This is a genomic window from Streptomyces sp. NPDC097595, assembly GCF_044761525.1.
Taxonomy (GTDB): Bacteria; Actinomycetota; Actinomycetes; order Streptomycetales; family Streptomycetaceae; genus Streptomyces; species Streptomyces drozdowiczii_A.
The window spans coordinates 29,435-53,039 of the sequence record NZ_JBIWCN010000020.1 but is presented as its reverse complement, the minus strand read 5'-3'; the positions used below and the strand labels follow the sequence as shown (position 1 = coordinate 53,039).

Genomic DNA, 23,605 nt, shown 5'->3' with positions numbered 1-23,605 from the left:
TCAAGCGGACACCGTGACAGAGCAAAGGGCGGGCTGTAATCCGTGAACCGGAAACAGCCCGCCCTCGCGTCGTTCGGCGCGTGTCAGCCCTCGTCGTCCTCGGCCGGCTCCTCGGAGGCAGCGCGGTCCAGCACCCGGCCCTCGCCCGGGGCGAGACTGCCGAGGATGCGGTCCAGGTCCTCCATCGAGGCGAACTCGACGACGATCTTGCCCTTCTTCTGCCCCAGGTCGACCTTTACCCGGGTCTCGAACCGGTCCGAGAGCCGCGTCGCCAGGTCGGAGAGCGCCGGGGAGAGCCGCGCCCCGGCCCGGGGGCCCTTGGCCTTCTTGGCGCTCGTGGGCCGGGAGCCCATGAGCGTCACGATCTCTTCGACCGCACGCACCGAAAGCCCTTCGGCCACGATGCGATGGGCCAGCTTGTCCTGCTCCTCGGAGTCGTCCACCGACAGCAGGGCACGCGCGTGACCCGCCGACAGCACCCCGGCGGCGACCCTGCGCTGCACCGGAGGGGAGAGCCTCAGCAGACGCAGGGTGTTGGACACCTGCGGCCGGGAACGGCCGATCCGGTCCGCCAGCTGGTCATGCGTGCACTTGAAGTCCTTGAGCAGCTGGTCGTAGGCGGCCGCCTCCTCCAGCGGGTTCAGCTGAGCCCGATGCAGGTTCTCCAGGAGGGCGTCCAGGAGAAGCTTCTCGTCGTCCGTGGCCCGGACAATCGCCGGGATGCGCTCCAGACCCGCCTCGCGGCAGGCCCGCCAGCGGCGCTCGCCCATGATGAGCTCGAAGCGGTCGGCCCCGATCTTGCGGACCACGACCGGCTGGAGAAGACCGACCTCCTTGATGGAGGTGACCAGCTCCGCCAGCGCGTCCTCATCAAAGACCTCACGCGGCTGACGCGGGTTCGGCGTGATGGAGTCGAGCAGCACCTCGGCGAAGTACGCCCCGGCCACATCGGCCGAGACCGTCGGCTCGGTCCCCGAAACCGGCGAGCTCGGCTCGGGCACGACGGGATTGGCCCCGAGCGTGGTCACCTTGGCAGCGGCCACACCCCGCTCCGTGGTCAGTACGGGCGAGGAAGCCCCGGAACCGGCGGACGACAGCTGCTTCTCCTGCGGAGCGGCTGGGATCAGGGCACCGAGCCCTCGCCCCAACCCTCGACGACGCTCACTCACTGGATCCCCTCCGAATTGCTCTGCTGACTGATCGAACCGCCCGTGTGGGCGTGCTGTCCCTCGTAGTGGACCCCAACCCCTCGCAGCGCGATCTCGCGAGCCGCTTCGAGGTACGACAGCGACCCGCTGGACCCGGGGTCGTACGTGAGCACGGTCTGCCCGTAACTCGGAGCCTCGGAGATGCGAACAGACCGGGGGATGCTGGTCCTCAGCACCTCCTTGCCGAAGTGGCTGCGAACCTCTTCCGCCACCTGCGACGCCAGCCGGGTCCGGCCGTCGTACATGGTGAGCAGGATGGTCGAGACATGGAGATCGGGGTTGAGGTGCCCCCGTACCAGCTCGACATTCCGCAGGAGCTGTCCGAGCCCCTCCAGCGCGTAGTACTCGCACTGAATGGGGATCAGCACCTCCGCACCGGCCACCAGTGCGTTGACCGTCAGCAGGCCCAGCGAGGGCGGGCAGTCGATCAGGATGTAATCCAGCGGCTGCTCATACGCCTGGATGGCGCGCTGGAGTCGACTCTCCCGCGCCACCAGCGACACCAGCTCGATCTCCGCACCGGCGAGATCGATGGTGGCCGGGGCGCAGAAGAGACCTTCGACGTCCGGGACGGGCTGAACCACGTCGGAGAGCGGCCTGCTCTCCACCAGAACGTCATAGATCGAGGGAACTTCGGCGTGATGATCGATGCCCAGAGCCGTCGAGGCGTTGCCCTGCGGGTCCAGGTCCACCACCAGGACCCGTGCCCCGTGCAGTGCCAGCGACGCGGCGAGGTTGACCGTCGAGGTGGTCTTGCCCACCCCGCCCTTCTGGTTGGCCACGACCATGACGCGGGTCTGCTCGGGCCGTGGCAGCCCCTCGCCGGCTCGGCCAAGGGCCTCCACTGCCAGCTGGGCCGCACGACCGATGGGTGTGTCGTCCATCGGCGGCGGTGTTTCACGTGAAACACCGTTCCCCACCGACTCGGTTCGGGGGCCGGGGACCGGATCGGTCATCGGCCCCGCGATGTTGGCGTCGGACCGCAAGGATTCACTCTCCTCGACTTCAGGCTCGCAATGAGCAGAGCCTGTCATGGTTTCGGGGTCGTGAACCAGCGAGGCCCGCTCTTCTGTGGATGAAACCACTTCTGTGGACAACTCCGTAGCCCTAACGGGCCTGCGATGGGGAGGGGCGGCCGCCTCATGACCGCGGCCGATGATTCCATGCAGCAGAGAACGACGTTTCACGTGAAACACGATGCCTCCGCAGCGTAGCTACGGAGACACGACACTCCGCGAAGGGCTCAGCGACGACGACGCGTCCGGCTGGTCCGGGCTGCCTTGGCTCGCTTTGCGGCGAACCTCACACCGCCCGGGCTCTCGCCGACCACCACGCGGACCACGGTGGACGTCGGGTCGACCACGCCCTCGCCGACATGCAGCACCTCGGTGTCCACCACACCCAGCTTGCTGAGCGCGGCCCGAGCACCGTTGATCTCCTCCTCGGCGGTGTCGCCCTTGAGCGCGAGCATCTCGCCGTACGGACGCAGCAAGGGCACACCCCAGCCGGCCAGCCGGTCCAGCGGGGCCACCGCCCGGGCGGTCACCACATGCACCGGTTGCAGGGAACCGAGTACCTCCTCGGCCCGGCCCCGGACCACCGTCACATGATCGAGCCCCAGCAGTTCCACGACCTCCTGGAGGAAGTTCGTCCGCCGCAGCAGCGGTTCCAGGAGGGTGATCTTCAGGTCCGGGCGCACCAGCGCCAGGGGAATGCCCGGGAGCCCGGCCCCGGACCCCACATCGCAGACCGTGACCCCCTCGGGAACGACCTCGGAGAGCACCGCGCAGTTCAGCAGGTGCCGCTCCCACAGACGCGGAACCTCGCGCGGCCCGATCAGACCGCGTGTGACCCCCGCGTCCGCCAGCAGTTCCGCGTACCGGACAGCCTCGGGAAAGCACTCACCGAATACTTCCCGAGCCTCGTCGGGCGCCTGGGGAAGCGCTACTTCCTCCGTCACGGGGGACCGTCCTTCCATACCGCACTACGCACCATGGTGGCTGTCTATCAGGCTGACAAAGATCGGCCCCGCCTGCGAACAGACGGGGCCGACAGGTAAGGAGCCGGTCAGGCCGGCAGGACGACGACGAAGCGCTGCGGCTCCTCGCCCTCCGATTCGCTGCGCAGGCCCGCGGCGGCGACCGCGTCGTGCACGACCTTGCGCTCGAACGGCGTCATCGGGTCCAGCTTCACCGGCTCACCGGTGCTCTTGACCTCGTCCGCCGCCTTGGCACCCAGCTCGGCGAGCTCCGTGCGCTTCTTGGCCCGGAACCCGGCGATGTCCAGCATCAGACGGCTCCGGTCACCGGTCTCCCGGTGCACGGCGAGCCGCGTCAGCTCCTGGAGCGCCTCCAGGACCTCGCCGTCGCGCCCCACGAGCTTCTGCAGCTCGCGCGCCGAGTCGCTGATGATCGAGACCGCGGCCCGGTCCGCCTCGACGTCCATGTCGATGTCACCGTCGAGGTCGGCGATGTCGAGCAGCCCCTCAAGGTAGTCCGCTGCGATCTCCCCTTCCTGCTCAAGGCGGGTCAGGGTGTCGCTGCCCTCAGCGGCCGTGGAGATGGTGCCTTCCGTCACGGATGGACTCCTTCTTACTTCTTGGACGGGTGCTTGGGCCGCTGCGGGCCCTTGCGCTGTCCGGACTTGGCTTGGCGTGAGGAGCCGGACGCGGTCTTGCCCGCCGGCTTCGACTTGTCGTCCTGCGCGGTGCTCTTCTTCAGGGAAGGCTTGGGCGCCGGCTCGTCGGAGTCGTCGTCCCTGGCTCCGCCCTGGTGGGCCGCACCGGTCTGGCGCTGCGACTTCGTCTGCCGCTTGGGCTGCTGACGGCGCTGCTGGGCTCCGCCCTCGGCCTCGGCGACGGCGGTGTCGCTCTTGGCCACCGAGCCGTCCTCCTGGGGAGCGAGCCCCAGCTTGGCCAGTCCGACGACGAACTTCCGCTCGATGTCATTGCGGTCCGGTCCCTTGGCCACGATCCGCTTGACGGTGTTGCGCCGGGTCCGGCCACGGACCTCGCCGTGCGTCGTGACGCTCTTCAGCACGCGTCCGAGGTACTGCTCCTGGGCCTTGCTGCCCGGCGTCGGGTTCTGGTTGATCACGTACATCTGCTGACCCATGGTCCAGACGTTCGTGGTGAGCCAGTAGACGAGGACACCGACGGGGAAGTTGATGCCCATGACCGCGAAGATCAGCGGGAAGATGTACATCAGCATCTTCTGCTGCTGCATGTACGGCGTCTTGACCGTCAGGTCGACGTTCTTCGTCATCAGCTGGCGCTGCGTGAAGAACTGCGAGGCCGACATCATCACGATCATGATCGCGGTGACGACCCGGACGTCGGTCAGCGAAGCGCCGAGGGCGTCGACCTTCTCCGCGCTGTCCATGAACTTGGCGGCCAGCGGAGCACCGAAGATGTGGGCCTGACGGGCGCTGTCCAGCAGCGACTGGTCGATGACGCCGATCTTCTTGTTCGAGGCGATCGCGGAGAGCACGTGGTATAGCGCGAAGAAGAACGGCGACTGCGCGATGATCGGCAGGCACGAGGAGAGCGGGTTGGTACCCGTCTCCTTGTACAGCTTCATCATCTCTTCGGACTGACGCTGCTTGTCGCTCTTGTAGCGCTCCTGGATCGCCTTCATCTTCGGCTGGAGCAACTGCATGTTCCGCGTCGACTTGATCTGCTTGACGAACAGCGGGATCAGACAGATGCGGATGAGCACCACGAGGGACACGATGGACAGACCCCAGGCCCATCCCGTGTCGGGGCCGAAGATCGCCCCGTACAACTTGTGGAACTGGACGATGACCCAGGAGACGGGCCACGTGATGAAGCTGAACAGACTGGCAATCGTGTCCACTAATCAGGCTCCTTGAGCATTGGGCGAAGTCTCTGCGGCCGAACTCGGAGGCTCGGTGGCCGAACCCCCGGGAGGCACGTCAGCGGCGGAGTCCCCGCCCTTGCTGCCGCGTATGGCGCTGCGCAGCAGTTCGTGCCAACGCGGACGTTTGCGTGGTGGTACGTAGTCCACGCCGCCGGGTGACCACGGATTGCATCTCAGGATGCGCCAGGCTGTCAGCGCCGTTCCCTTGATCGCTCCGTGCCGGTCGATCGCCGTATATCCATAGTGGGAACACGACGGGTAGTAACGGCAGACAGGCCCGAGAAGCGGGCTGATCGTCCACTGATACAGCTTGATGAGAGCCAGCAGCGGGTACTTCATCGCACGCCCCCTCCCAGCAGCCGCTGCAAGGCGGCGTCCAGGTCTCGGGCCAGCTGTTCATGGCCGGCGTCGCCCGCTCCGGGCAACGCTCGTACGACAACCAGGCTACCGGGGGGAAGCAGGGCGAGCCGTTCTCGGACCAGGTGGCGAAGCCTGCGCTTCACCGCTGTGCGGACGACCGCACCACCCACGGCTTTGCTGACAACGAAACCCGCACGCGGCGGGGGAACGTTCTCCCCAGGCACGTGCGGGTCGGTTGCACCGCTTCGTAGATGGACGACGAGGAGCGGGCGACCGGCCCGGCGTCCTCGTCGTACCGCGGTCGCGAAGTCCTCGCGCCGCCTCAGCCGATTCTCGGAAGGCAGCACGTCATGACGACCTGTACGCGATCAGGCGGACAGGCTGGCGCGACCCTTGCTACGGCGGGACGCGAGAATCGCGCGGCCGGCACGGGTGCGCATACGCAGCCGGAAGCCGTGGGTCTTCGCGCGACGACGGTTGTTCGGCTGGAAGGTGCGCTTGCTCACTCGGGGGCTCCAGAAATGACTCGTGTGTTGGCGGGACATCGCCTGGCTGTCACCGTGCGCCCACGAGAGACTCGCGTAAACGCCCTAGTGCACCGCATTCACAATCACAGATTGTGATCTTTGCCCATCGGAGGCAGGCGGCAGCAGCCATCGACAACTCGACCTGGTCACGGTACGCGCGGCTACGCCATCCGGTCAAACCGACCCTGTCGGGCCCCCCATTGTGCACAGGCTGTGGACAACGACTTGAACGTCGCGGGTCGGGCTGACTACCGTGGCTGAACTCCGGTTCTTTTTCTTCCCGCCTGCCGGTCCTCACCCACCCCGACCCATACCGTCCCGAGAACCACACATTCGTGGGACCAGCGAGAGAGCGTGCCCTGTGGCTGACGTACCTGCCGATCTTGCCGCAGTGTGGCCGCGAGTGCTGGAGCAGCTCCTCGGGGAGGGGCAGCAGGGCATCGAGCCGAAGGACAAGCAGTGGATCGAGCGCTGCCAGCCGCTCGCCCTGGTCGCCGACACCGCGCTCCTCGCCGTCCCCAATGAATGGGGCAAGCGGGTCCTCGAAGGCCGCCTCGCCCCCCTCATCAGCGAGACGCTGAGCCGCGAGTGCGGGCGCCCCATCCGGATCGCGATCACGGTCGACGACTCCGCCGGCGAGCCGTCGGGCCCGCCGGCGCCGCCGATGCACCAGTCCCCCCAGCCGCCCCACCGCTACCAGGGCCCGCAGCACGACGAGGGCCGGCACGGCGACGCGTACGACGGCTACGGGAGCCGGCCCGCGGACGACGGCATGCCCACCGCGCGGCCCGCCTACCCGGACTACCAGCAGCAGCGACCGGAGCCCGGCGCCTGGCCGCGCACCCAGGAGGACCTGTCCTGGCAGCAGCCCCGGCTCGGCGGATTCCAGGACCGCGAACCGTCCGCCGACCAGTGGCGCGAGCCGTACGGCGGCGGCCGCCCCCCGCAGCACGACTACCGACAGCAGCCACCCGAGCGCCAGGGGTACGAGCCCCAGCACACCGAGCGCACCCGCTCCGAGCGCCCCGAGCTCCCGGAGCCGCAGCACCGCCCCGGCCCCGGCACCGGCCGCCACGGCGGAGCCCCGGGCCCGATGGGCGCACAGCCCGCACCGGCCCCCGGCCCCGGCGAGCCGCACGCCCGGCTGAACCCCAAGTACCTCTTCGACACCTTCGTCATCGGGGCCTCGAACCGCTTCGCGCACGCCGCGGCCGTGGCGGTGGCCGAGGCGCCCGCGAAGGCGTACAACCCGCTGTTCGTCTACGGGGAGTCGGGCCTCGGCAAGACCCACCTGCTGCATGCCATCGGGCACTACGCGCGGAGCCTCTACCCGGGCACCCGGGTGCGGTACGTGAGCTCCGAGGAGTTCACCAACGAGTTCATCAACTCGATCCGCGACGGCAAGGGCGACACCTTCCGCAAGCGGTACCGCGATGTCGACATCCTTCTCGTGGACGACATCCAGTTCCTGGCGAGCAAGGAGTCGACGCAGGAGGAGTTCTTCCACACCTTCAACACGCTGCACAACGCCAACAAGCAGATCGTGCTGTCCTCCGACCGGCCGCCGAAGCAACTGGTCACTCTGGAGGACCGGTTGCGGAATCGTTTCGAGTGGGGGCTGACCACCGACGTACAGCCTCCCGAGCTGGAGACCCGGATCGCGATCCTGCGCAAGAAGGCGGTGCAGGAGCAGCTCAACGCCCCTCCGGAGGTGCTGGAGTTCATCGCCTCCCGCATCTCGCGCAACATCCGTGAGCTGGAGGGCGCACTCATCCGGGTGACGGCCTTCGCGAGCCTCAACCGGCAGCCCGTGGACCTGGGGCTCACGGAGATCGTGCTGAAGGACCTGATCCCGGGGGGCGAGGACACGGCCCCCGAGATCACGGCGTCCGCCATCATGGCGGCGACCGCGGACTACTTCGGCCTGACGGTGGAAGACCTCTGCGGATCGTCGCGCAGCCGGGTGCTGGTGACGGCCCGGCAGATCGCCATGTACCTGTGCCGCGAGCTGACCGATCTCTCGCTGCCGAAGATCGGCGCGCAGTTCGGCGGCCGGGACCATACGACGGTGATGCACGCGGACCGCAAGATCCGGGCGCTGATGGCGGAGCGGCGCTCCATCTACAACCAGGTCACCGAGCTCACCAACCGCATCAAGAACGGCTGACGGCGCCCCGCGCCGATCCCCGCACGTGCCCGAAGGGCGCTGTGCGGACTCGTCAGGAGTCCGCACAGCGCCCTTTCGTGTTCCCCAAAGAGCGGCTCGCAACCCCCTTCGCGCGGCTCCGGACGCCGGCCGGCCGTCCACCGGGTCCGCTCCCGGAGGCCCTGCTCTGTTCGATTAATCGGGAGGTCACGGGTGTTCTCCACAGATCCGGGCACTTTTTTCCCTCCACAGCCTGGGGATCCAAAAGTTGTCCATACTGCATCCACAGGCAGAACCTTCGGGAGGACATCGGGCCAGCTCAGCGGGTTGGGGATTTGTGGTCAACGATGATCCACAGGCTGTGGACAAGATTTTCATCCACAGGCCGCGCTCAAGGTTGTCCACCGACTGCCCACAGGTCTGAGGCCGTTTTCCCCAGCAGGAGGGCGCTTCTCCACATCGCTGTCCACTGTTCGGCAACACGACAGGCCCCGTCACCGGCCCGAGTGAAAGGCGTCACACCAAGAGGCAGGGTTGGCCTGTGGGGAACGGGGGTAAAGCTGGGGACAGACCTGGGGAGAAACTGCCCTCCCCTGTGTACGGGTTGTGCACAACTTCCGGCTGTCCACAGAAAGTCCGGGTTGTCCACCGGTTCCACCCACAGGGTCGGTGGATAAAAAACAGGCTCTGAGCTGCGAAAACGGGGTTATCCACGGTTTCCACAGGGCCTACTACTACCACCACCCATAGTTAGCCCGGAATCCGTTTCGAAGTGGGCCCTGTGCACAACTCGCCCTCGGAGCGCTCCGGGCCGCTCGCCGCGATTTGACCCCGAGCAGCAACGAGTGTCGGTGCGGTGCGTCAGACTGGTCCCCGGCGTCCTCCCCCTGTCATCGGCGGAGCGACCCGACCAGACGACGAAGGCCGACGACGACGAAGGCCGACAGGGCGAAAACAGCAGGAGGCGGTTCCGGTGAAGATCCGGGTGGAGCGCGATGTACTCGCGGAGGCGGTGGCCTGGGTGGCCCGCAGCCTTCCGGCCCGTCCGCCGGCGCCCGTTCTCGCGGGCCTTCTGCTGAAGGCCGAGGACGGCGCGCTCAGCTTCTCCAGCTTCGACTACGAGGTCTCGGCCCGGGTCTCGGTGGAGGCCGAGGTCGAGGAGGACGGCACCGTCCTCGTCTCCGGCCGGCTGCTCGCCGACATCTGCCGCGCCCTGCCCAACCGACCGGTGGAGATCTCCACAGACGGTGTACGGGCGACCGTCTCCTGCGGCTCCTCGCGATTCACACTCCACACCCTTCCTGTGGAGGAGTACCCGGCGCTCCCGCAGATGCCGACCGCGACCGGCACCGTGCCCGGTGAGGTCTTCGCCTCCGCCGCCGCCCAGGTCGCCATCGCCGCGGGCCGCGACGACACGCTCCCCGTCCTGACCGGCGTCCGCATCGAGATCGAGGGCGACACCGTCACCCTCGCCTCCACCGACCGCTACCGCTTCGCGGTCCGCGAGTTCCTCTGGAAGCCGGAGGACCCGGAGGCTTCCGCCGTCGCCCTGGTGCCCGCCAAGACGCTGCTGGACACCGCCAAGGCCCTCACCAGCGGTGACACGGTCACCCTGGCGCTGTCCGGCTCCGGCGCGGGCGAGGGGCTCATCGGGTTCGAGGGCGCCGGACGGCGTACCACCACCCGACTGCTCGAAGGCGACCTGCCGAAGTACCGGACGCTCTTCCCCACCGAGTTCAACTCGGTCGCGGTGATCGAGACCGCCCCCTTTGTGGAGGCCGTCAAGCGCGTCGCCCTGGTGGCCGAGCGCAACACCCCGGTCCGGCTGACCTTCGAGCAGGGCGTCCTGATCCTGGAGGCCGGCTCCAGCGACGACGCACAGGCTGTGGAAAGGGTCGACGCCGTGCTGGAGGGCGACGACATCTCGATCGCCTTCAACCCGACCTTCCTGCTCGACGGCCTCAGCGCCATCGACTCCCCGGTCGCCCAGCTCTCGTTCACGACCTCCACCAAGCCGGCGCTGCTCAGCGGCCGCCCGGCCGTGGACGCCGAGGCGGACGACGCGTACAAGTACCTGATCATGCCGGTCCGCCTCTCCGGCTGACCCTCCCCGGCCCCGCCCGGTGGGGCCCGACGGGCGTGTTCAGCGCCGAGCACGCCCGGCGTCCTGTCCCCTTCCGGGCGTAGGCTCGGATGCGGGTACGAATCGGCACAACGCTAAGGAATCTCTGATGGAGCTCGGTCTCGTCGGCCTCGGCAAGATGGGCGGCAACATGCGCGAGCGCATCCGCCGCGCAGGCCACACCGTCATCGGTTACGACCGCAACCCGGATGTCGCCGACGTCCACAGCCTGGAAGAGCTTGTGGGCAGCCTCAAGGGCCCCCGGGTCGTATGGGTGATGGTCCCGGCCGGAGCCGCGACCCAGTCCACCGTGGACGAGCTGGCCGAGCTCCTCTCGCCCGGCGACATCGTCGTGGACGGCGGGAACAGCCGCTGGACCGACGACGAGAAGCACGCCGAGGAGCTGCGCGCCAAGGGCATCGGCTTCGTCGACTGCGGCGTCTCCGGCGGCGTCTGGGGCCTGGAGAACGGCTACGCGCTCATGTACGGCGGCGACGCCGAGGACGTGGCGAAGGTCCAGCCGGTCTTCGACGCCCTGAAGCCCGAGGGCGACTTCGGCGCGGTCCACGCGGGCAAGGTCGGCGCCGGCCACTTCGCCAAGATGGTCCACAACGGCATCGAGTACGCCATGATGCAGGCGTACGCCGAGGGCTGGGAACTCCTGGAGAAGGTCGACTCCGTCACCGACGTGCGCGAGGTCTTCCGCTCCTGGCAGGAGGGCACGGTCATCCGTTCCTGGCTGCTCGACCTGGCGGTCAACGCCCTGGACGACGACGAGCACCTCGACAAGCTCCGCGGCTACGCGGCCGACTCGGGCGAGGGCCGCTGGACGGTGGAGGCCGCCATCGACAACGCGGTGCCGCTGCCCGCGATCACGGCCTCGCTCTTCGCGCGCTTCGCCTCGCGCCAGGACGACTCCCCGCAGATGAAGATGATCGCCGCGCTGCGCAACCAGTTCGGCGGCCACGCGGTCGAGAACAAGAAGTAACCCCGCAACGAGGAGCGGGAGGGGCCGACCGCCCCTCCCGCCGCAGGAGCACGGAGCAGGAAGCCGGGAAGGTCGGCGCACATCATGCACGTCACGCATCTGTCGCTGGCCGACTTCCGCTCGTACGCCCGGGCCGAGGTGTCCCTCGACCCGGGCGTCACCGTGTTCGTGGGCGCCAACGGCCAGGGCAAGACGAATCTGGTGGAGGCCGTCGGCTATCTCGCCACGCTCGGCAGCCATCGCGTCTCCTCCGACGCCCCGCTCGTCCGCATGGGCGCCGAGCGCGCGGTGATCAGGGCCGCCGTCACCCAGGGCGAACGCTCACAGCTGGTCGAACTCGAACTCAACCCGGGCCGGGCGAACCGCGCCCGGATCAATAGATCGTCGCAGGTCAGACCCCGTGACGTGCTCGGCATCGTACGGACGGTGCTGTTCGCGCCGGAGGACCTGGCCCTGGTCAAGGGCGACCCCGGCGAGCGACGGCGGTTCCTGGACGAGCTGGTCACCGCGCGGTCGCCGCGGATGGCCGGGGTGCGCTCCGACTACGAGCGCGTGCTCAAGCAGCGGAACACCCTGCTGAAGTCCGCCGCGATGGCCCGCAGACACGGCGGGCGCTCCCTGGACCTGTCGACGCTCGACGTGTGGGACCAGCATCTGGCCGGGGTGGGCGCGGAGCTGCTGGCCCAGCGCCTGGACCTGATCGCCACGCTCCAGCCGCTGGCCGACAAGGCGTACGGGGACGTGGCGCCCGGCGGCGGCCCGGTGGCGCTGGACTACCGCGGCTCCGTCGGCGGCGAGACCGGCCTCGCGCGCACGCGCGAGGAGCTGTACGAGCAGCTCATCGAGGCCCTGGCCGGGGTCCGCAAGCAGGAGATCGAGCGCGGCGTGACGCTGGTCGGCCCGCACCGCGACGACCTGGTGCTCGGCCTGCGCGGAATGCCCGCCAAGGGATACGCGAGCCACGGGGAGTCCTGGTCGTACGCGCTGGCGCTGCGCCTCGCCTCGTACGAGCTGCTGCGCGGCGAGGGCAATGAACCGGTGCTGGTGCTGGACGACGTCTTCGCCGAGCTGGACGCCCGCCGCAGGGAGCGGCTGGCCGAGCTGGTGGCGCCGGCCGAGCAGGTGCTGGTGACCGCGGCGGTGGACGACGACGTGCCAGGGGCGCTCGCGGGGACGCGGTACGCGGTGTCCGCCGGCGAGGTGGAGCGGGTGTGAGCGGCGACGGTGAGGGGAAGGCCCCGGGCGGCGAGGACCGGGCGAAGCCGGCGGAGCCGTCCGGTGTGGACCTGGCCCGGGTCGCCCTGCGCGCGGCGAAGGAGCAGGCGCGGGCGCGCGGTGAGGCGGCGCAGCAGAAGAAGCAGGCCAGGCGCGGCGGCGGGCTGCGCTCCGGGGCGCGGCGGGACGGCCGCGATCCGTTGCCGCTGGGCGCCGCGATCAACCGGCTGATCACCGAGCGCGGCTGGGAGACCCCGGCGGCGGTGGGCGGGGTGATGGGCCGCTGGCCGCAGATCGTCGGTGACGACCTCGCCCTGCACTGTGTGCCCGTGCGGTATGACGAGGAGCCGGACCAGCGGGTGCTGACGGTGCAGTGCGATTCGACGGCCTGGGCGACGCAGCTGCGGCTGCTGGCTCCCCAGCTGGTGGCCCGGCTCAACGCGGACCTGGGCAACGGCACGGTGCGGATGATCAAGGTGCTGGGTCCCGGCGGTCCGCAGCACCGGTTCGGCCCGCTGCGTGCCCCGGGGAGCACGGGCCCGGGCGACACCTACGGCTGACCCGCCGCGACCTGGGCTTTTCGCATCCGCAGCCGGACCTGGGCCGGGTCCAGGCTGTCCGGGGAGCCCATTGCGTGGCACGTGAAACCGGATGGTGGTGAGCGGGCGTCCCTCACCGTAGTGGAGGGCTGACAGGCCGAAGCGCTCAACGCCTGCGTGAGCCCCTTGAGGCCCCGTCCCGAATATGGGGAGTCGTCAGCCGCTCATTCAGGGCGGCACATGCGTACTCAGGTGCCCGCAAACCCCCATTCGGGTCGGTGCTACCGGTAGACTGATGAACAATCCCGCGTCTTGCGGGATTCGTCGATACAAGCCGAACGACGCAGCCGCTCCCGCCTGCCCGGAGAACGGCCTGTGCTGTGCCAGAAAGGGCGCTTCGTGGCCGATTCCGGCAACCCCAACGAGAACATTCCGTCCACCCAGGGCGAGGGCGGCGCCGCTCCCGTCCCGGCCGAGGCTCAGTCCTCGTACGACGCCAGCGCGATCACCGTGCTGGAGGGTCTGGACGCGGTCCGCAAGCGGCCTGGCATGTACATCGGCTCGACCGGTGAGCGCGGTCTCCACCACCTCGTGCAGGAGGTCGTGGACAACTCGGTCGACGAGGCCATGGCCGGGCACGCGGACACCATCGACGTCACGATCCTCGCCGACGGCGGGGTGCGCGTGATCGACAACGGCCGTGGCATCCCCGTCGGCATCGTGCCGTCCGAGGGCAAGCCCGCCGTCGAGGTCGTCCTCACCGTCCTGCACGCGGGCGGCAAGTTCGGCGGCGGCGGCTACGCCGTCTCCGGTGGTCTGCACGGCGTCGGTGTCTCCGTCGTCAACGCCCTGTCCACACGGGTGGCCGTCGAGGTGAAGACCGACGGGTACCGCTGGACCCAGGACTACAAGTTCGGTGTCCCGACCGCCCCGCTGGCGCGTAACGAGGAGACCGACGAGACCGGCACCAGCGTCACCTTCTGGGCCGACGGCGACATCTTCGAGACGACCGAGTACTCCTTCGAGACGCTCTCGCGCCGCTTCCAGGAGATGGCCTTCCTCAACAAGGGCCTCACCCTCAAGCTGACCGACGAGCGCGAGTCGGCGAAGGCGACGGCCGGTGCGGACAGCGCCGAGGCGGTGGAGGTTCCCGAGGAGGAAGTGGCCCGCTCGGTCACGTACCACTACGAGAACGGCATCGTCGACTTCGTCAAGTACCTCAACTCCCGCAAGGGCGATGTCATCCACCAGTCGGTGATCGACATCGAGGCCGAGGACAAGGACCGGCTGCTCTCGGTCGAGATCGCCATGCAGTGGAACACGCAGTACAGCGAGGGTGTCTACTCCTTCGCCAACGCGATTCACACGCATGAGGGCGGTACGCACGAGGAAGGCTTCCGCGCGGCGCTGACCTCGCTGGTCAACCGGTACGCCCGCGACAAGAAGCTGCTCCGCGAGAAGGACGACAACCTCACCGGTGAGGACGTCCGCGAGGGTTTGACGGCGATCATCTCGGTGAAGCTGGGCGAGCCGCAGTTCGAGGGCCAGACGAAGACCAAGCTGGGCAACACGGAGGCCAAGACCTTCGTGCAGAAGGTCGTCCACGAGCAGCTGACGGACTGGTTCGACCGCAACCCCAACGAGGCGGCCGACATCATCCGCAAGGGCATCGCCGCCTCGACCGCCCGTGTGGCGGCCCGCAAGGCGCGCGACCTGACCCGGCGCAAGGGGCTGCTGGAGAGCGCCTCGCTCCCCGGCAAGCTCAGCGACTGCCAGTCGAACGACCCCACCAAGTGCGAGATCTTCATCGTCGAGGGTGACTCCGCAGGCGGCTCGGCCAAGTCCGGCCGCAACCCGATGTACCAGGCGATCCTGCCGATCCGCGGCAAGATCCTGAACGTCGAGAAGGCCCGGGTCGACAAGATCCTCCAGAACACCGAGGTCCAGGCGCTGATCTCGGCGTTCGGCACCGGGGTCCACGAGGACTTCGACATCGAGAAGCTCCGCTATCACAAGATCATCTTGATGGCGGACGCCGACGTCGACGGCCAGCACATCAACACCCTGCTGCTGACGTTCCTGTTCCGCTTCATGCGTCCGCTGGTCGAGGCCGGCCACGTCTACCTGTCGCGCCCCCCTCTGTACAAGATCAAGTGGGGCCGCGACGACTTCGAGTACGCGTACTCGGACCGTGAGCGCGACGCCCTCGTGGAGCTCGGCAAGCAGAACGGCAAGCGGATCAGGGAAGACTCGATCCAGCGCTTCAAGGGTCTCGGTGAGATGAACGCCGAGGAGCTGCGCGTCACCACGATGGACGTCGACCACCGGGTGCTCGGCCAGGTCACGCTGGACGACGCGGCGCAGGCCGACGACCTGTTCTCGGTGCTCATGGGTGAGGACGTGGAGGCGCGGCGCTCGTTCATCCAGCGCAACGCCAAGGACGTCCGCTTCCTCGACATCTGAGTCGGCCGTACAAGCAAGCCGCAGCGCGAAAGGACTTTGACCAGCAATGGCCGACGAGAACACCCCCGCACCCGTGACGCCCGAAGAGGTTCCGCCCGTCGAGGGCGTGGGTATGCGTGTCGAGCCCGTCGGGCTCGAGACGGAGATGCAGCGCTCCTACCTCGACTACGCAATGTCCGTCATCGTCTCGCGTGCGCTGCCCGACGTGCGGGACGGCCTCAAGCCCGTCCACCGCCGGGTGCTGTACGCGATGTACGACGGCGGCTACCGGCCCGAGAAGGGCTTCTACAAGTGCGCCCGTGTCGTCGGTGACGTCATGGGTACGTACCACCCGCACGGCGACTCCTCGATCTACGACGCCCTGGTCCGCCTGGCCCAGCCCTGGTCGATGCGCATGCCGCTGGTGGACTCCAACGGCAACTTCGGTTCCCCGGGCAACGACCCGGCCGCCGCCATGCGGTACACCGAGTGCAAGATGATGCCGCTGTCCATGGAGATGGTCCGGGACATCGACGAGGAGACCGTCGACTTCCAGGACAACTACGACGGCCGCAACCAGGAGCCGACGGTCCTCCCGGCGCGCTTCCCGAACCTGCTGGTCAACGGCTCCGCGGGCATCGCGGTCGGCATGGCGACCAACATCCCGCCGCACAACCTGCGCGAGGTCGCGTCCGGCGCCCAGTGGTACCTGGAGAACCCGGAGGCCTCGCAGGAGGAGCTGCTGGACGCCCTGATCGAGCGGATCAAGGGTCCGGACTTCCCCACCGGCGCGCTGGTCGTCGGCCGCAAGGGCATCGAGGAGGCGTACCGCACGGGCCGTGGCTCGATCACGATGCGCGCGGTCGTGGCGGTCGAGGAGATCCAGAACCGCCAGTGCCTGGTCGTCACGGAGCTTCCGTACCAGACCAACCCCGACAACCTCGCGCAGAAGATCGCCGACCTGGTGAAGGACGGCAAGGTCGGCGGCATCGCCGACGTGCGCGACGAGACCTCCTCGCGTACCGGCCAGCGCCTGGTCGTCGTACTGAAGCGGGACGCGGTCGCCAAGGTCGTCCTGAACAACCTGTACAAGCACACCGATCTGCAGTCCAACTTCGGCGCCAACATGCTGGCGCTGGTGGACGGGGTGCCGCGCACCCTGTCGATCGACGCGTTCATCCGCCACTGGGTGACGCACCAGATCGAGGTCATCGTCCGGCGCACGAAGTTCCGGCTGCGCAAGGCCGAGGAGCGCGCGCACATCCTGCGCGGCCTGCTGAAGGCCCTGAACGCCATCGACGAGGTCATCGCCCTCATCCGGCGCAGCCAGACCGTCGAGGTCGCCCGTGAGGGCCTGATGGGCCTGCTGGAGATCGACGAGCTCCAGGCGAACGCGATCCTGGAGATGCAGCTGCGCCGGCTGGCCGCGCTGGAGCACCAGAAGATCACCGCCGAGCACGACGAGCTCCAGGCGAAGATCAACGAGTACAACGCGATCCTGGCCTCGCCCGAGCGGCAGCGGCAGATCGTCAGCGAGGAGCTGGCGGCGATCGTCGACAAGTTCGGCGACGACCGGCGCTCCAAGCTGGTGCCCTTCGAGGGCGACATGTCCATCGAGGACCTGATCGCCGAGGAGGACATCGTCGTCACGATCTCCCGCGGCGGCTATGTGAAGCGCACCAAGACGGACGACTACCGCTCGCAGAAGCGCGGCGGCAAGGGCGTGCGCGGCACGAAGCTCAAGGAAGACGACATCGTCGACCACTTCTTCGTGTCCACGACGCACCACTGGCTGCTGTTCTTCACCAACAAGGGCCGGGTCTACCGGGCCAAGGCGTACGAACTGCCGGACGCCGGCCGGGACGCGCGCGGCCAGCACGTGGCGAACCTGCTGGCCTTCCAGCCGGACGAGCAGATCGCGCAGATCCTGGCGATCCGCGACTACGACGCGGCGCCCTACCTGATCCTGGCCACCCAGGGCGGCCTGGTGAAGAAGACCGCGCTGAAGGACTACGACTCGCCCCGCTCCGGCGGCGTCATCGCCATCAACCTGCGGGAGACCGCGGACGGCGCCGACGACGAGCTGATCGGCGCGGAGCTGGTCTCGGCCGACGACGACCTGCTGCTCATCAGCAAGAAGGCCCAGTCGATCAGGTTCACCGCGACGGACGAGGCGCTGCGGCCGATGGGCCGCGCCACCTCGGGCGTCAAGGGCATGAGTTTCCGCGAGGGAGACGAACTGCTCTCGATGAATGTCGTCAGGCCCGGTACTTTCGTGTTCACTGCAACCGACGGCGGGTACGCGAAGCGGACCCCGGTCGACGAGTACCGCGTCCAGGGTCGCGGTGGCCTCGGCATCAAGGCCGCCAAGATCGTGGAGGACAGGGGCTCGCTGGTCGGCGCGCTGGTGGTCGAGGAGACGGACGAGATCCTCGCCATCACGCTCGGCGGTGGTGTGATTCGTACGCGAGTCAACGAAGTCAGGGAGACGGGCCGTGACACCATGGGCGTCCAACTGATCAATCTGGGCAAGCGGGATGCCGTCGTCGGCATCGCCCGCAACGCCGAGGCGGGCCGCGAGGCCGACGAGGTCGACGGACCCGTCGACAGCGACGCCGAAGGCGGTACGACCGAGCTGACCACGGCCGACGAGGCCGCCGGCAGCACGGTCGACAGCAATGTCGAGGACACGTCGTCCTCGACCGGGGAGCACGAGGAGTAGAGCGTGAGTGGAGCCACGGGCGCCGGTTCGGCCGCTTCCGGAGCCGGAGGTAACGGTGCCCGTGGCCCCGCCACGGACTCCCAAGGGGGCACTGTGACGGATACACGGGGCCCTCAGCCCCAGTACGAGGGTTACGCGACCGGGCCGCTGCCCGGCGAGCGGGAACCCGCACCCGGCCAGGCGGGCCCGTACCACCCGCCGCAGGCTTACCCCTCGCCTCCGGGCGGGACCCAGGGCGGTGGGCGGCCCTACGGTGCCCAGCAGGGCGTGGGACCGGCCCAGACGGCCCGCAAGCCGCGGACGGGGGCGCGCACCACTCCGCGTACCCGTAAGGCGCGCCTGCGGGTGTCCAAGGCCGATCCGTGGTCGGTGATGAAGGTCAGCTTCCTGCTGTCCATCGCGCTCGGCATCTGCACGGTGGTGGCGTCGGCGGTCCTGTGGATGGTGATGGACGCGATGGGCGTCTTCTCCACCGTGGGCGGCACCATCAGCGAGGCGACCGGTTCCAACGAGGGCAACGGCTTCGACCTCCAGGCGTTCCTGTCGCTGCCCAGGGTCCTGATCTTCACCTCGGTCATCGCGGTGATCGACGTGGTCCTGGCGACCGCGCTGGCGACGCTGGGAGCCTTCATCTACAACCTGTCGGCGGGCTTCGTGGGCGGCGTCGAGCTCACGCTGGCCGAGGACGAGTAGCCCTGCGGGTATCGATTTTGGGACTGGCCCCGACGTGCGCTAATCTTCAGAAGTCAGCGCGACGGAAAAGCGCGGCGGGGCTATAGCTCAGTTGGTTAGAGCGCATCCCTGATAAGGATGAGGCCACAGGTTCAAATCCTGTTAGCCCCACCAGTACGAAGGCCCCTCACCGGTAACGGTGGGGGGCCTTCGGCGTTGCGCAACCTACTCACGTGAGTAGGTTGCGCGTCATCTCGTGGCCGTACGCCGCAGGCGGCTGCGCAGCGTCTGCGTGAGGGCGCCGAGGACGGTCCCGGTCCTGTCGGCCAGGAGGCGGTACTAGATGCGGGCCAGGGCCCCTGCGAAGCCGGGGCCCTGATGGTCGCGACAGTGGTCCACCGCCTTCTCGACGCCTGGTGTGTGTGAACGCGCGGGCGCACGGGAAAGCCCCCGTCCGGTGTGAACCGGCCCGGGGGCTCAGGGGATCAGGTGCTGCGGCGCTGTCACGGTGGGAGGAGCGAGCCGTCCTGCGCCGTGGTGCCGTGGGATGAGCGGGCGGAGCCCGTGGTGTTCACGGTGTTCTTGGTGTCCGCGGACAGATGCCGGGTGGCGGGTGAGGAGCCGTGGGCCTCGGCGCGGATGCGCTGCTTCATCGTGGGCGGCAGCGCCCGGTCACGCGGAAGGGTCCATCGCACCGAAGGTCCGGTCGCTGTTGCGCGGGCGGCGGGCGTGTGCTCGTGGGCCGTGACCGCCGGCTCCGTGTTCGTGTTCGTGGTCGTGGCCTGCGCGGCGGTGGCGGCGGAGCTCGCGAAGCCCAGGGCCGCGAGGAGTGCGAAGAACGCGGTGACGAAGGCGGTCCAGATGTTCTTGGCCGTGACGGTGCTCATGGCCCCTCACTTTCGGGTGGTCCGGTTTGCTTACCTTTCCGATGATGTGGATCCGGCCCGCGATTTCGTGGACCGACGCCGCGCATACGCCGATCTTCAGATGAACACCACTCGTATGGTTCAACCGGCCCGTCCCGGCTTCCGGTGAGGGCTTCCGAGGGGCACGCACAGAGGGGCGCCGGCCGCACGTCGGCAGGCGCCAATTGGGTTGCGGGGAGGTCACCGGTCGATATCGGCCGGTGTGTATAGTCGGGCGGCAGAAGTCCCCTACGCCAACGAAGGACGAGGTCGCGCGGTGAAGAAGCTTCTCCTGGTCGCACTGGCCGCCATCGGCGGGCTCCTCGTGTACCGCCAGATCCAGGCGGATCGCGCCGAGCAGGATCTGTGGACGGAGGCGACCGACTCCGTGCCCGCGGGTTCGGGTGTCTGAGACGGAACAGCCTGGTACGAGCCCCGGTCGCTGACGCGGCCGGGGCTTCGTGCTGTTGCGGGACCGTGACAGCTGTGCTCTTGAGTTCGCGCAAGCAAATCAATAGCTTGCGTGAGCAAAGGCATTGGCTGTTCGGTCGAGGGGGCACGGGTGAGGACAGGTCATCACCGCGGCGGTGCGCGGGCAGGGATTCTGATCGGCGGGGCGCTGTTCGCCCTGGTGGCGGGCGCGCTGCCGGCCCCGGCGGCCCCGGCCGCCCACGGGGCACCGGCGGCCGCACGGTCCGGCGGCAACGGCAGTCTGGTGATGGTGCTCGACTCATCCGGCTCCATGGGGGACGACGACGGCACCGGCCGCACCCGGATGGAGAGCGCCCGCGCGGCCGTCTCCACGGTGGTGGACGGCCTTCCGGACGGCTTCCCGACCGGGCTTCGGGTCTACGGCGCGGACCGGCCGCACGGCTGCACGGACACCCGCCTCGCGCACCCGGTGCGCGCGCTGGACCGGGGCGCGCTGAAGCGGGCGGTCGGGGCCGTACGGCCCCGGGGTGACACCCCCATCGGCCTCTCGCTCCGCAAGGCGGCCGAGGACCTGCCCGAGCCGGCGGACGGCGCCATCGGCACGCGCACGATCCTGCTGGTCTCGGACGGCGAGGACAACTGCGGTGCGCCGGCGCCCTGCGAGGTTGCCGAGCGGCTCGGCGGGGAAGGGCTCGGGCTGCGCATCGACACCGTCGGCTTCCAGGTGAAGGGCCCCGCCCGCGAACAGCTGGAGTGCATCGCGCGTGCGGGGAACGGCCGTTATTACGACGCGCCGGACGCCGACGCGCTGGCCCGTCAACTCCAGCGCGCCGCACGGCTCTCGGCGGACGGCTACCGGCTGAAGGGCCGCCGGGTGACGGGCGCGGACACGGCCGACCGGGCACCCGTACTGCGGCCCGGGCAGTACCTGGACACCATCGGGCCGGGCGAGAAGCGGTACTACGCGATGGACCTCGACGCCGCCTCCACGGCGGACCTCGCCGCGACGGCGGTCCCGCAGCCGGGGGCGGCCGTGGACACGTTCGACGCCCTGACCACCAGGATCGAGCACACCGGAGACGGGTCCTGCGCGACGGACACCGAGCGCTTCTCGCAGCGGGAGGGCGCGGTACCGCTGACCGCCGCCGTCGCCCGGATCCCCTCGCCGGACGGAGGCCGCGCCTGCGACGCCGCGGGCCGCTACCGGCTCGTGGTGGAGCGGACGAGCAAGAAGGGCTCGGACGCGGCGCGTTGGCCCCTTGAGCTGGTGTACGGGACCGAGGCGCCACTGGCGGAGGGGGTGACGCCCGCCCAGTCGGAGACGGAGTACGGCGAGGGTGACGGGGAGGCCGCGCTGCCCACGGGCGATCCGCGCGAGGTGCGGGGCGGCACCGGCTTCAACGACGCGCGGGAGCTCGGCCCCGGCGTGTGGCGCGACCGCGTCCTGCCCTCGCAGACCCTCTTCTACAAGGTCCCGGCGGGCTGGGGCCAGCAGGTCTCCTACGCCGTCGAGTTCGCGAACGAGCCCACGGTGGACCGGGCCGGCTCCACGTACTCGTACGGCGCTACCCGGCTCTACACGCCGGACCGCTTCCCGCTCGACGGGGGCGGCGAGTTCCACACGAGCACGCTGTACGACGGCAGCCCCGCGGCGGTCCGGATGGGCGGGGTCCCGGTCGCCTGGACCAACCGCTACGAGAACCGGTCGTACGTCCAGCCGGTGCGCGTCGGGGGCGACTTCTACATCTCGGTGACGCTGGGCGCCCGGGCCGCGGAGATCGCGGAGAACCCGGAGATCGGTGTGGTGCTGCGGGTGGCGGTGCTGGGCGAGAAACGCTCCGGGCCGGGACGTGACGCCGCGGCGGTTACGGGGCCGGCGGGCGGGAAGAGCGGCGGCGCGGAGGGCACGGGGACGGACAAGCGGGGCGATTCGGCCGCGGCCGCAGACAGTGGCGGTGCGGGAGGGGCAGGATGGGCCGTCGTTGCGGCCGCGGGCGCGGGGGCTGCCGCCATGGCCGTGATCCTGGCCGTGTTCGTATATGTACGCGGTCGCCGAGGGGTGGCCGCACGGATGACGAGGGGAAGCGCGTGATGAGGCGGCGCAGCAGGATGCGGGGGGCGCTCGCGGCGGTGACGGCGGTGTTCGCGGTGGCGGCGCTGCCGGGACAGGCGTACGCGGCCGGTGCTCCCGGCTCGTACACCTTCGATCCGGACTCCGAGTCGGCCGTCGGCCACGACATCAGCGCCGAGGCGTCGAAGCTGAATCCGGGCGGGGTCTACAAGAGCGCGATCCGGAGCGGGCAGAAGCTGTACTACCGCCTGGACCTGGACGCGAAGACGAACGCCTATGTGTCCGCCGTCGTCGTGCCGAAGGGCGGTGGCAAGGTGTCGTACGGGGACGGGATCACGGTCAGCATCCGGGACAGCTCGGACGACGAGTGCAGCTCGCAGGACGCCGTGTTCGGGACCGCGCAGTACCCGCGCCCCATCGCCGCCTACGCCTCCCGGCGGGTCGAGAAGGACGGCAGCTGCCAGGGCGCCGGTACGTACTACGTGCTGATCGAGCGGGAGAGCAAGGAGACCTCCGACCAGGGGGAGTGGGGCCTGGAGCTGCGTTACGCTTCCGAGCCGCAGCTCGCGACACCCTCCTCCCAGCCGACCACCGCCCCGACGACCTGGCCGTCCGCTTCCCCGCCGCCGCCCGCCTCCGCCACGGACAACACCCGTCGCGGAGGCGCCGGTTACTACGACGCCACGAGCCTGGAGACCGGTGAGTGGAAGGACCGGATCGAGCCCGGGCAGACGCTCTTCTACCGGGTGCCGGTGGACTGGGGCCAGCAGCTCTTCGCGACGGCCGAGCTGAGCAACAGCACCTCCGAGAAGAGCGCGTACGTCAGCAGCGCGCTGGCGGTGTCACTGGAGAATCCCGCGCTGGGGCACGTCACCGATGTGTCGCCCACGGCCTATACGGGAAAGCCGATCTCCGTCCCCTTCGATCCGCTGCCGCCGGTGGCGTACGCGAACCGCTACGACTCCAGTGACGATGTCGGCGGGATGCGGTTCGCGGGCTGGTACTACCTCTCCGTCTCGCTGAGCCCGGACCTCGCGAAGCCGTACGGGCAGAAGCCGATCGCGCTGACCCTCAAGATCAGCGTGAAGGGCGCGGCGGAGGGGTCGCCGTACAAGGGCCATGCCGGGATCTTCGCCGTGACCCAGGGCGACAAGGACGCGGCGCGGCACGGGCAGAGCGGTGCGCAGGCCGCTGAGGCCGCGGGCGAGCGCGGCACGATGAAGCTGGTCGCGGCGGCCGGGATCGGCGCCGGCACCGTGCTGGTGCTCTGGCTGGGGGCGTGGACCCTGATCGCGCGACGCCGCGCGGCCGCCGCACCGGCGGCGCCCACGGGCGGGCAGTACCCGTACGGAGGGCCGCCCCAGGCTTGGTAGGCGGG

General features: G+C 69.3%; 20 protein-coding genes and 1 tRNA gene. 12 read left to right on the top strand and 9 right to left on the bottom strand.

The genetic code is table 11. The features are described 5' to 3' along the window. Nucleotides 1–83 precede the first annotated feature (83 nt). From ACIQZN_RS27325 to rpmH, 8 genes are all read right to left on the bottom strand, one after another. The gene (locus ACIQZN_RS27325; protein ID WP_403999086.1) at nt 84–1,169 is read right to left on the bottom strand and encodes a ParB/RepB/Spo0J family partition protein; all 1,086 of its coding nucleotides are present in this window, start codon (nt 1,167–1,169) and stop codon (nt 84–86) included. Then, nucleotides 1,166–2,242, bottom strand: coding sequence for a ParA family protein (locus ACIQZN_RS27320; protein WP_073966854.1), 1,077 nt, complete (start codon nt 2,240–2,242; stop codon nt 1,166–1,168). Before ACIQZN_RS27320 ends, ACIQZN_RS27325 begins: the two co-directional genes overlap by 4 nt. Before the next feature lie 209 nt (nt 2,243–2,451). Continuing rightward, the gene (rsmG, locus tag ACIQZN_RS27315; RefSeq protein ID WP_073966654.1) at nt 2,452–3,168 is read right to left on the bottom strand and encodes a 16S rRNA (guanine(527)-N(7))-methyltransferase RsmG; all 717 of its coding nucleotides are present in this window, start codon (nt 3,166–3,168) and stop codon (nt 2,452–2,454) included. Nucleotides 3,169–3,275: 107 nt separating this feature from the next. Further along, entirely contained in the window at nt 3,276–3,785 is a 510-nt protein-coding gene (locus tag ACIQZN_RS27310; protein WP_328901164.1) for a R3H domain-containing nucleic acid-binding protein, read from the bottom strand. A gap of 14 nt (nt 3,786–3,799) precedes the next feature. After that, the gene (gene yidC / locus ACIQZN_RS27305) at nt 3,800–5,062 is read right to left on the bottom strand and encodes a membrane protein insertase YidC (RefSeq protein ID WP_403999081.1); all 1,263 of its coding nucleotides are present in this window, start codon (nt 5,060–5,062) and stop codon (nt 3,800–3,802) included. A gap of 3 nt (nt 5,063–5,065) precedes the next feature. Further along, the gene (yidD, locus tag ACIQZN_RS27300) at nt 5,066–5,425 is read right to left on the bottom strand and encodes a membrane protein insertion efficiency factor YidD (protein ID WP_073966651.1); all 360 of its coding nucleotides are present in this window, start codon (nt 5,423–5,425) and stop codon (nt 5,066–5,068) included. Then, the gene (gene rnpA, locus ACIQZN_RS27295) at nt 5,422–5,793 is read right to left on the bottom strand and encodes a ribonuclease P protein component (protein WP_143622322.1); all 372 of its coding nucleotides are present in this window, start codon (nt 5,791–5,793) and stop codon (nt 5,422–5,424) included. Before rnpA ends, yidD begins: the two co-directional genes overlap by 4 nt. A gap of 21 nt (nt 5,794–5,814) precedes the next feature. Next, nucleotides 5,815–5,952, bottom strand: coding sequence for a 50S ribosomal protein L34 (gene rpmH, locus ACIQZN_RS27290; RefSeq protein WP_006348049.1), 138 nt, complete (start codon nt 5,950–5,952; stop codon nt 5,815–5,817). Between the two features lie 382 nt (nt 5,953–6,334). On the opposite strand from rpmH, the gene dnaA reads away from it, so the two are divergent. From dnaA to ACIQZN_RS27245, 9 genes are all read left to right on the top strand, one after another. Then, on the top strand, nt 6,335–8,140 hold the full coding sequence (gene dnaA, locus ACIQZN_RS27285) for a chromosomal replication initiator protein DnaA (RefSeq protein WP_403999076.1): 1,806 nt from the start codon (nt 6,335–6,337) through the stop codon (nt 8,138–8,140). Between the two features lie 952 nt (nt 8,141–9,092). Then, nucleotides 9,093–10,223: a DNA polymerase III subunit beta gene (gene dnaN / locus ACIQZN_RS27280; protein ID WP_073966647.1), complete on the top strand. Its 1,131-nt coding sequence runs from the start codon at nt 9,093–9,095 to the stop codon at nt 10,221–10,223. A gap of 127 nt (nt 10,224–10,350) precedes the next feature. Further along, complete coding sequence (gene gnd / locus ACIQZN_RS27275) at nt 10,351–11,229, top strand: phosphogluconate dehydrogenase (NAD(+)-dependent, decarboxylating) (RefSeq protein WP_403999073.1); 879 nt, start codon at nt 10,351–10,353, stop codon at nt 11,227–11,229. Between the two features lie 84 nt (nt 11,230–11,313). Further along, the gene (gene recF, locus ACIQZN_RS27270; protein WP_403999070.1) at nt 11,314–12,444 is read left to right on the top strand and encodes a DNA replication/repair protein RecF; all 1,131 of its coding nucleotides are present in this window, start codon (nt 11,314–11,316) and stop codon (nt 12,442–12,444) included. After that, nucleotides 12,441–13,004 (top strand): DUF721 domain-containing protein, encoded by a 564-nt coding sequence (locus ACIQZN_RS27265; RefSeq protein ID WP_073966644.1) that lies wholly within the window; start codon nt 12,441–12,443, stop codon nt 13,002–13,004. Before recF ends, ACIQZN_RS27265 begins: the two co-directional genes overlap by 4 nt. A 354-nt stretch (nt 13,005–13,358) precedes the next feature. Beyond that, nucleotides 13,359–15,446: a DNA topoisomerase (ATP-hydrolyzing) subunit B gene (gyrB, locus tag ACIQZN_RS27260; RefSeq protein ID WP_403999066.1), complete on the top strand. Its 2,088-nt coding sequence runs from the start codon at nt 13,359–13,361 to the stop codon at nt 15,444–15,446. A 46-nt stretch (nt 15,447–15,492) separates the two neighbouring features. Beyond that, on the top strand, nt 15,493–18,147 hold the full coding sequence (gene gyrA, locus ACIQZN_RS27255; protein ID WP_403999063.1) for a DNA gyrase subunit A: 2,655 nt from the start codon (nt 15,493–15,495) through the stop codon (nt 18,145–18,147). 93 nt (nt 18,148–18,240) lie between these two features. After that, the gene (locus tag ACIQZN_RS27250) at nt 18,241–18,840 is read left to right on the top strand and encodes a DUF3566 domain-containing protein (RefSeq protein WP_403999060.1); all 600 of its coding nucleotides are present in this window, start codon (nt 18,241–18,243) and stop codon (nt 18,838–18,840) included. Between the two features lie 76 nt (nt 18,841–18,916). Continuing rightward, a tRNA-Ile gene (locus ACIQZN_RS27245) sits at nt 18,917–18,993 on the top strand. A gap of 329 nt (nt 18,994–19,322) precedes the next feature. Here ACIQZN_RS27245 and ACIQZN_RS27240 read toward each other — a convergent pair. Then, nucleotides 19,323–19,706 carry a DUF6344 domain-containing protein gene (locus tag ACIQZN_RS27240; RefSeq protein WP_403999057.1) on the bottom strand — a complete coding sequence of 128 codons (384 nt, stop codon included), beginning with the start codon at nt 19,704–19,706 and terminating at the stop codon, nt 19,323–19,325. A 295-nt stretch (nt 19,707–20,001) separates the two neighbouring features. On the opposite strand from ACIQZN_RS27240, the gene ACIQZN_RS27235 reads away from it, so the two are divergent. The 3 genes from ACIQZN_RS27235 (at nt 20,002) to ACIQZN_RS27225 (ending at nt 23,600) form a co-directional block, all read left to right on the top strand. Further along, on the top strand, nt 20,002–20,136 hold the full coding sequence (locus ACIQZN_RS27235) for a DLW-39 family protein (protein WP_003958712.1): 135 nt from the start codon (nt 20,002–20,004) through the stop codon (nt 20,134–20,136). 150 nt (nt 20,137–20,286) lie between these two features. Beyond that, nucleotides 20,287–22,248, top strand: coding sequence for a VWA domain-containing protein (locus ACIQZN_RS27230; RefSeq protein WP_403999054.1), 1,962 nt, complete (start codon nt 20,287–20,289; stop codon nt 22,246–22,248). A 17-nt stretch (nt 22,249–22,265) separates the two neighbouring features. Continuing rightward, on the top strand, nt 22,266–23,600 hold the full coding sequence (locus ACIQZN_RS27225; protein ID WP_403999369.1) for a hypothetical protein: 1,335 nt from the start codon (nt 22,266–22,268) through the stop codon (nt 23,598–23,600). Nucleotides 23,601–23,605: the final 5 nt, after the last annotated feature.

Bases quoted from the DNA above. Each gene is read 5' to 3' on its own strand.
- ACIQZN_RS27320 (WP_073966854.1), bottom strand. From the start codon at position 2,242: ATGACAGGCTCTGCTCATTGCGAGCCTGAAGTCGAGGAGAGTGAATCC.
- yidD (WP_073966651.1), bottom strand. From the start codon at position 5,425: ATGAAGTACCCGCTGCTGGCTCTCATCAAGCTGTATCAGTGGACGATC.
- gnd (WP_403999073.1), top strand. From the start codon at position 10,351: ATGGAGCTCGGTCTCGTCGGCCTCGGCAAGATGGGCGGCAACATGCGC.
- recF (WP_403999070.1), top strand. From the start codon at position 11,314: ATGCACGTCACGCATCTGTCGCTGGCCGACTTCCGCTCGTACGCCCGG.
- gyrA (WP_403999063.1), top strand. From the start codon at position 15,493: ATGGCCGACGAGAACACCCCCGCACCCGTGACGCCCGAAGAGGTTCCG.
- ACIQZN_RS27240 (WP_403999057.1), bottom strand. From the start codon at position 19,706: ATGAGCACCGTCACGGCCAAGAACATCTGGACCGCCTTCGTCACCGCG.
- ACIQZN_RS27225 (WP_403999369.1), top strand. From the start codon at position 22,266: ATGCGGGGGGCGCTCGCGGCGGTGACGGCGGTGTTCGCGGTGGCGGCG.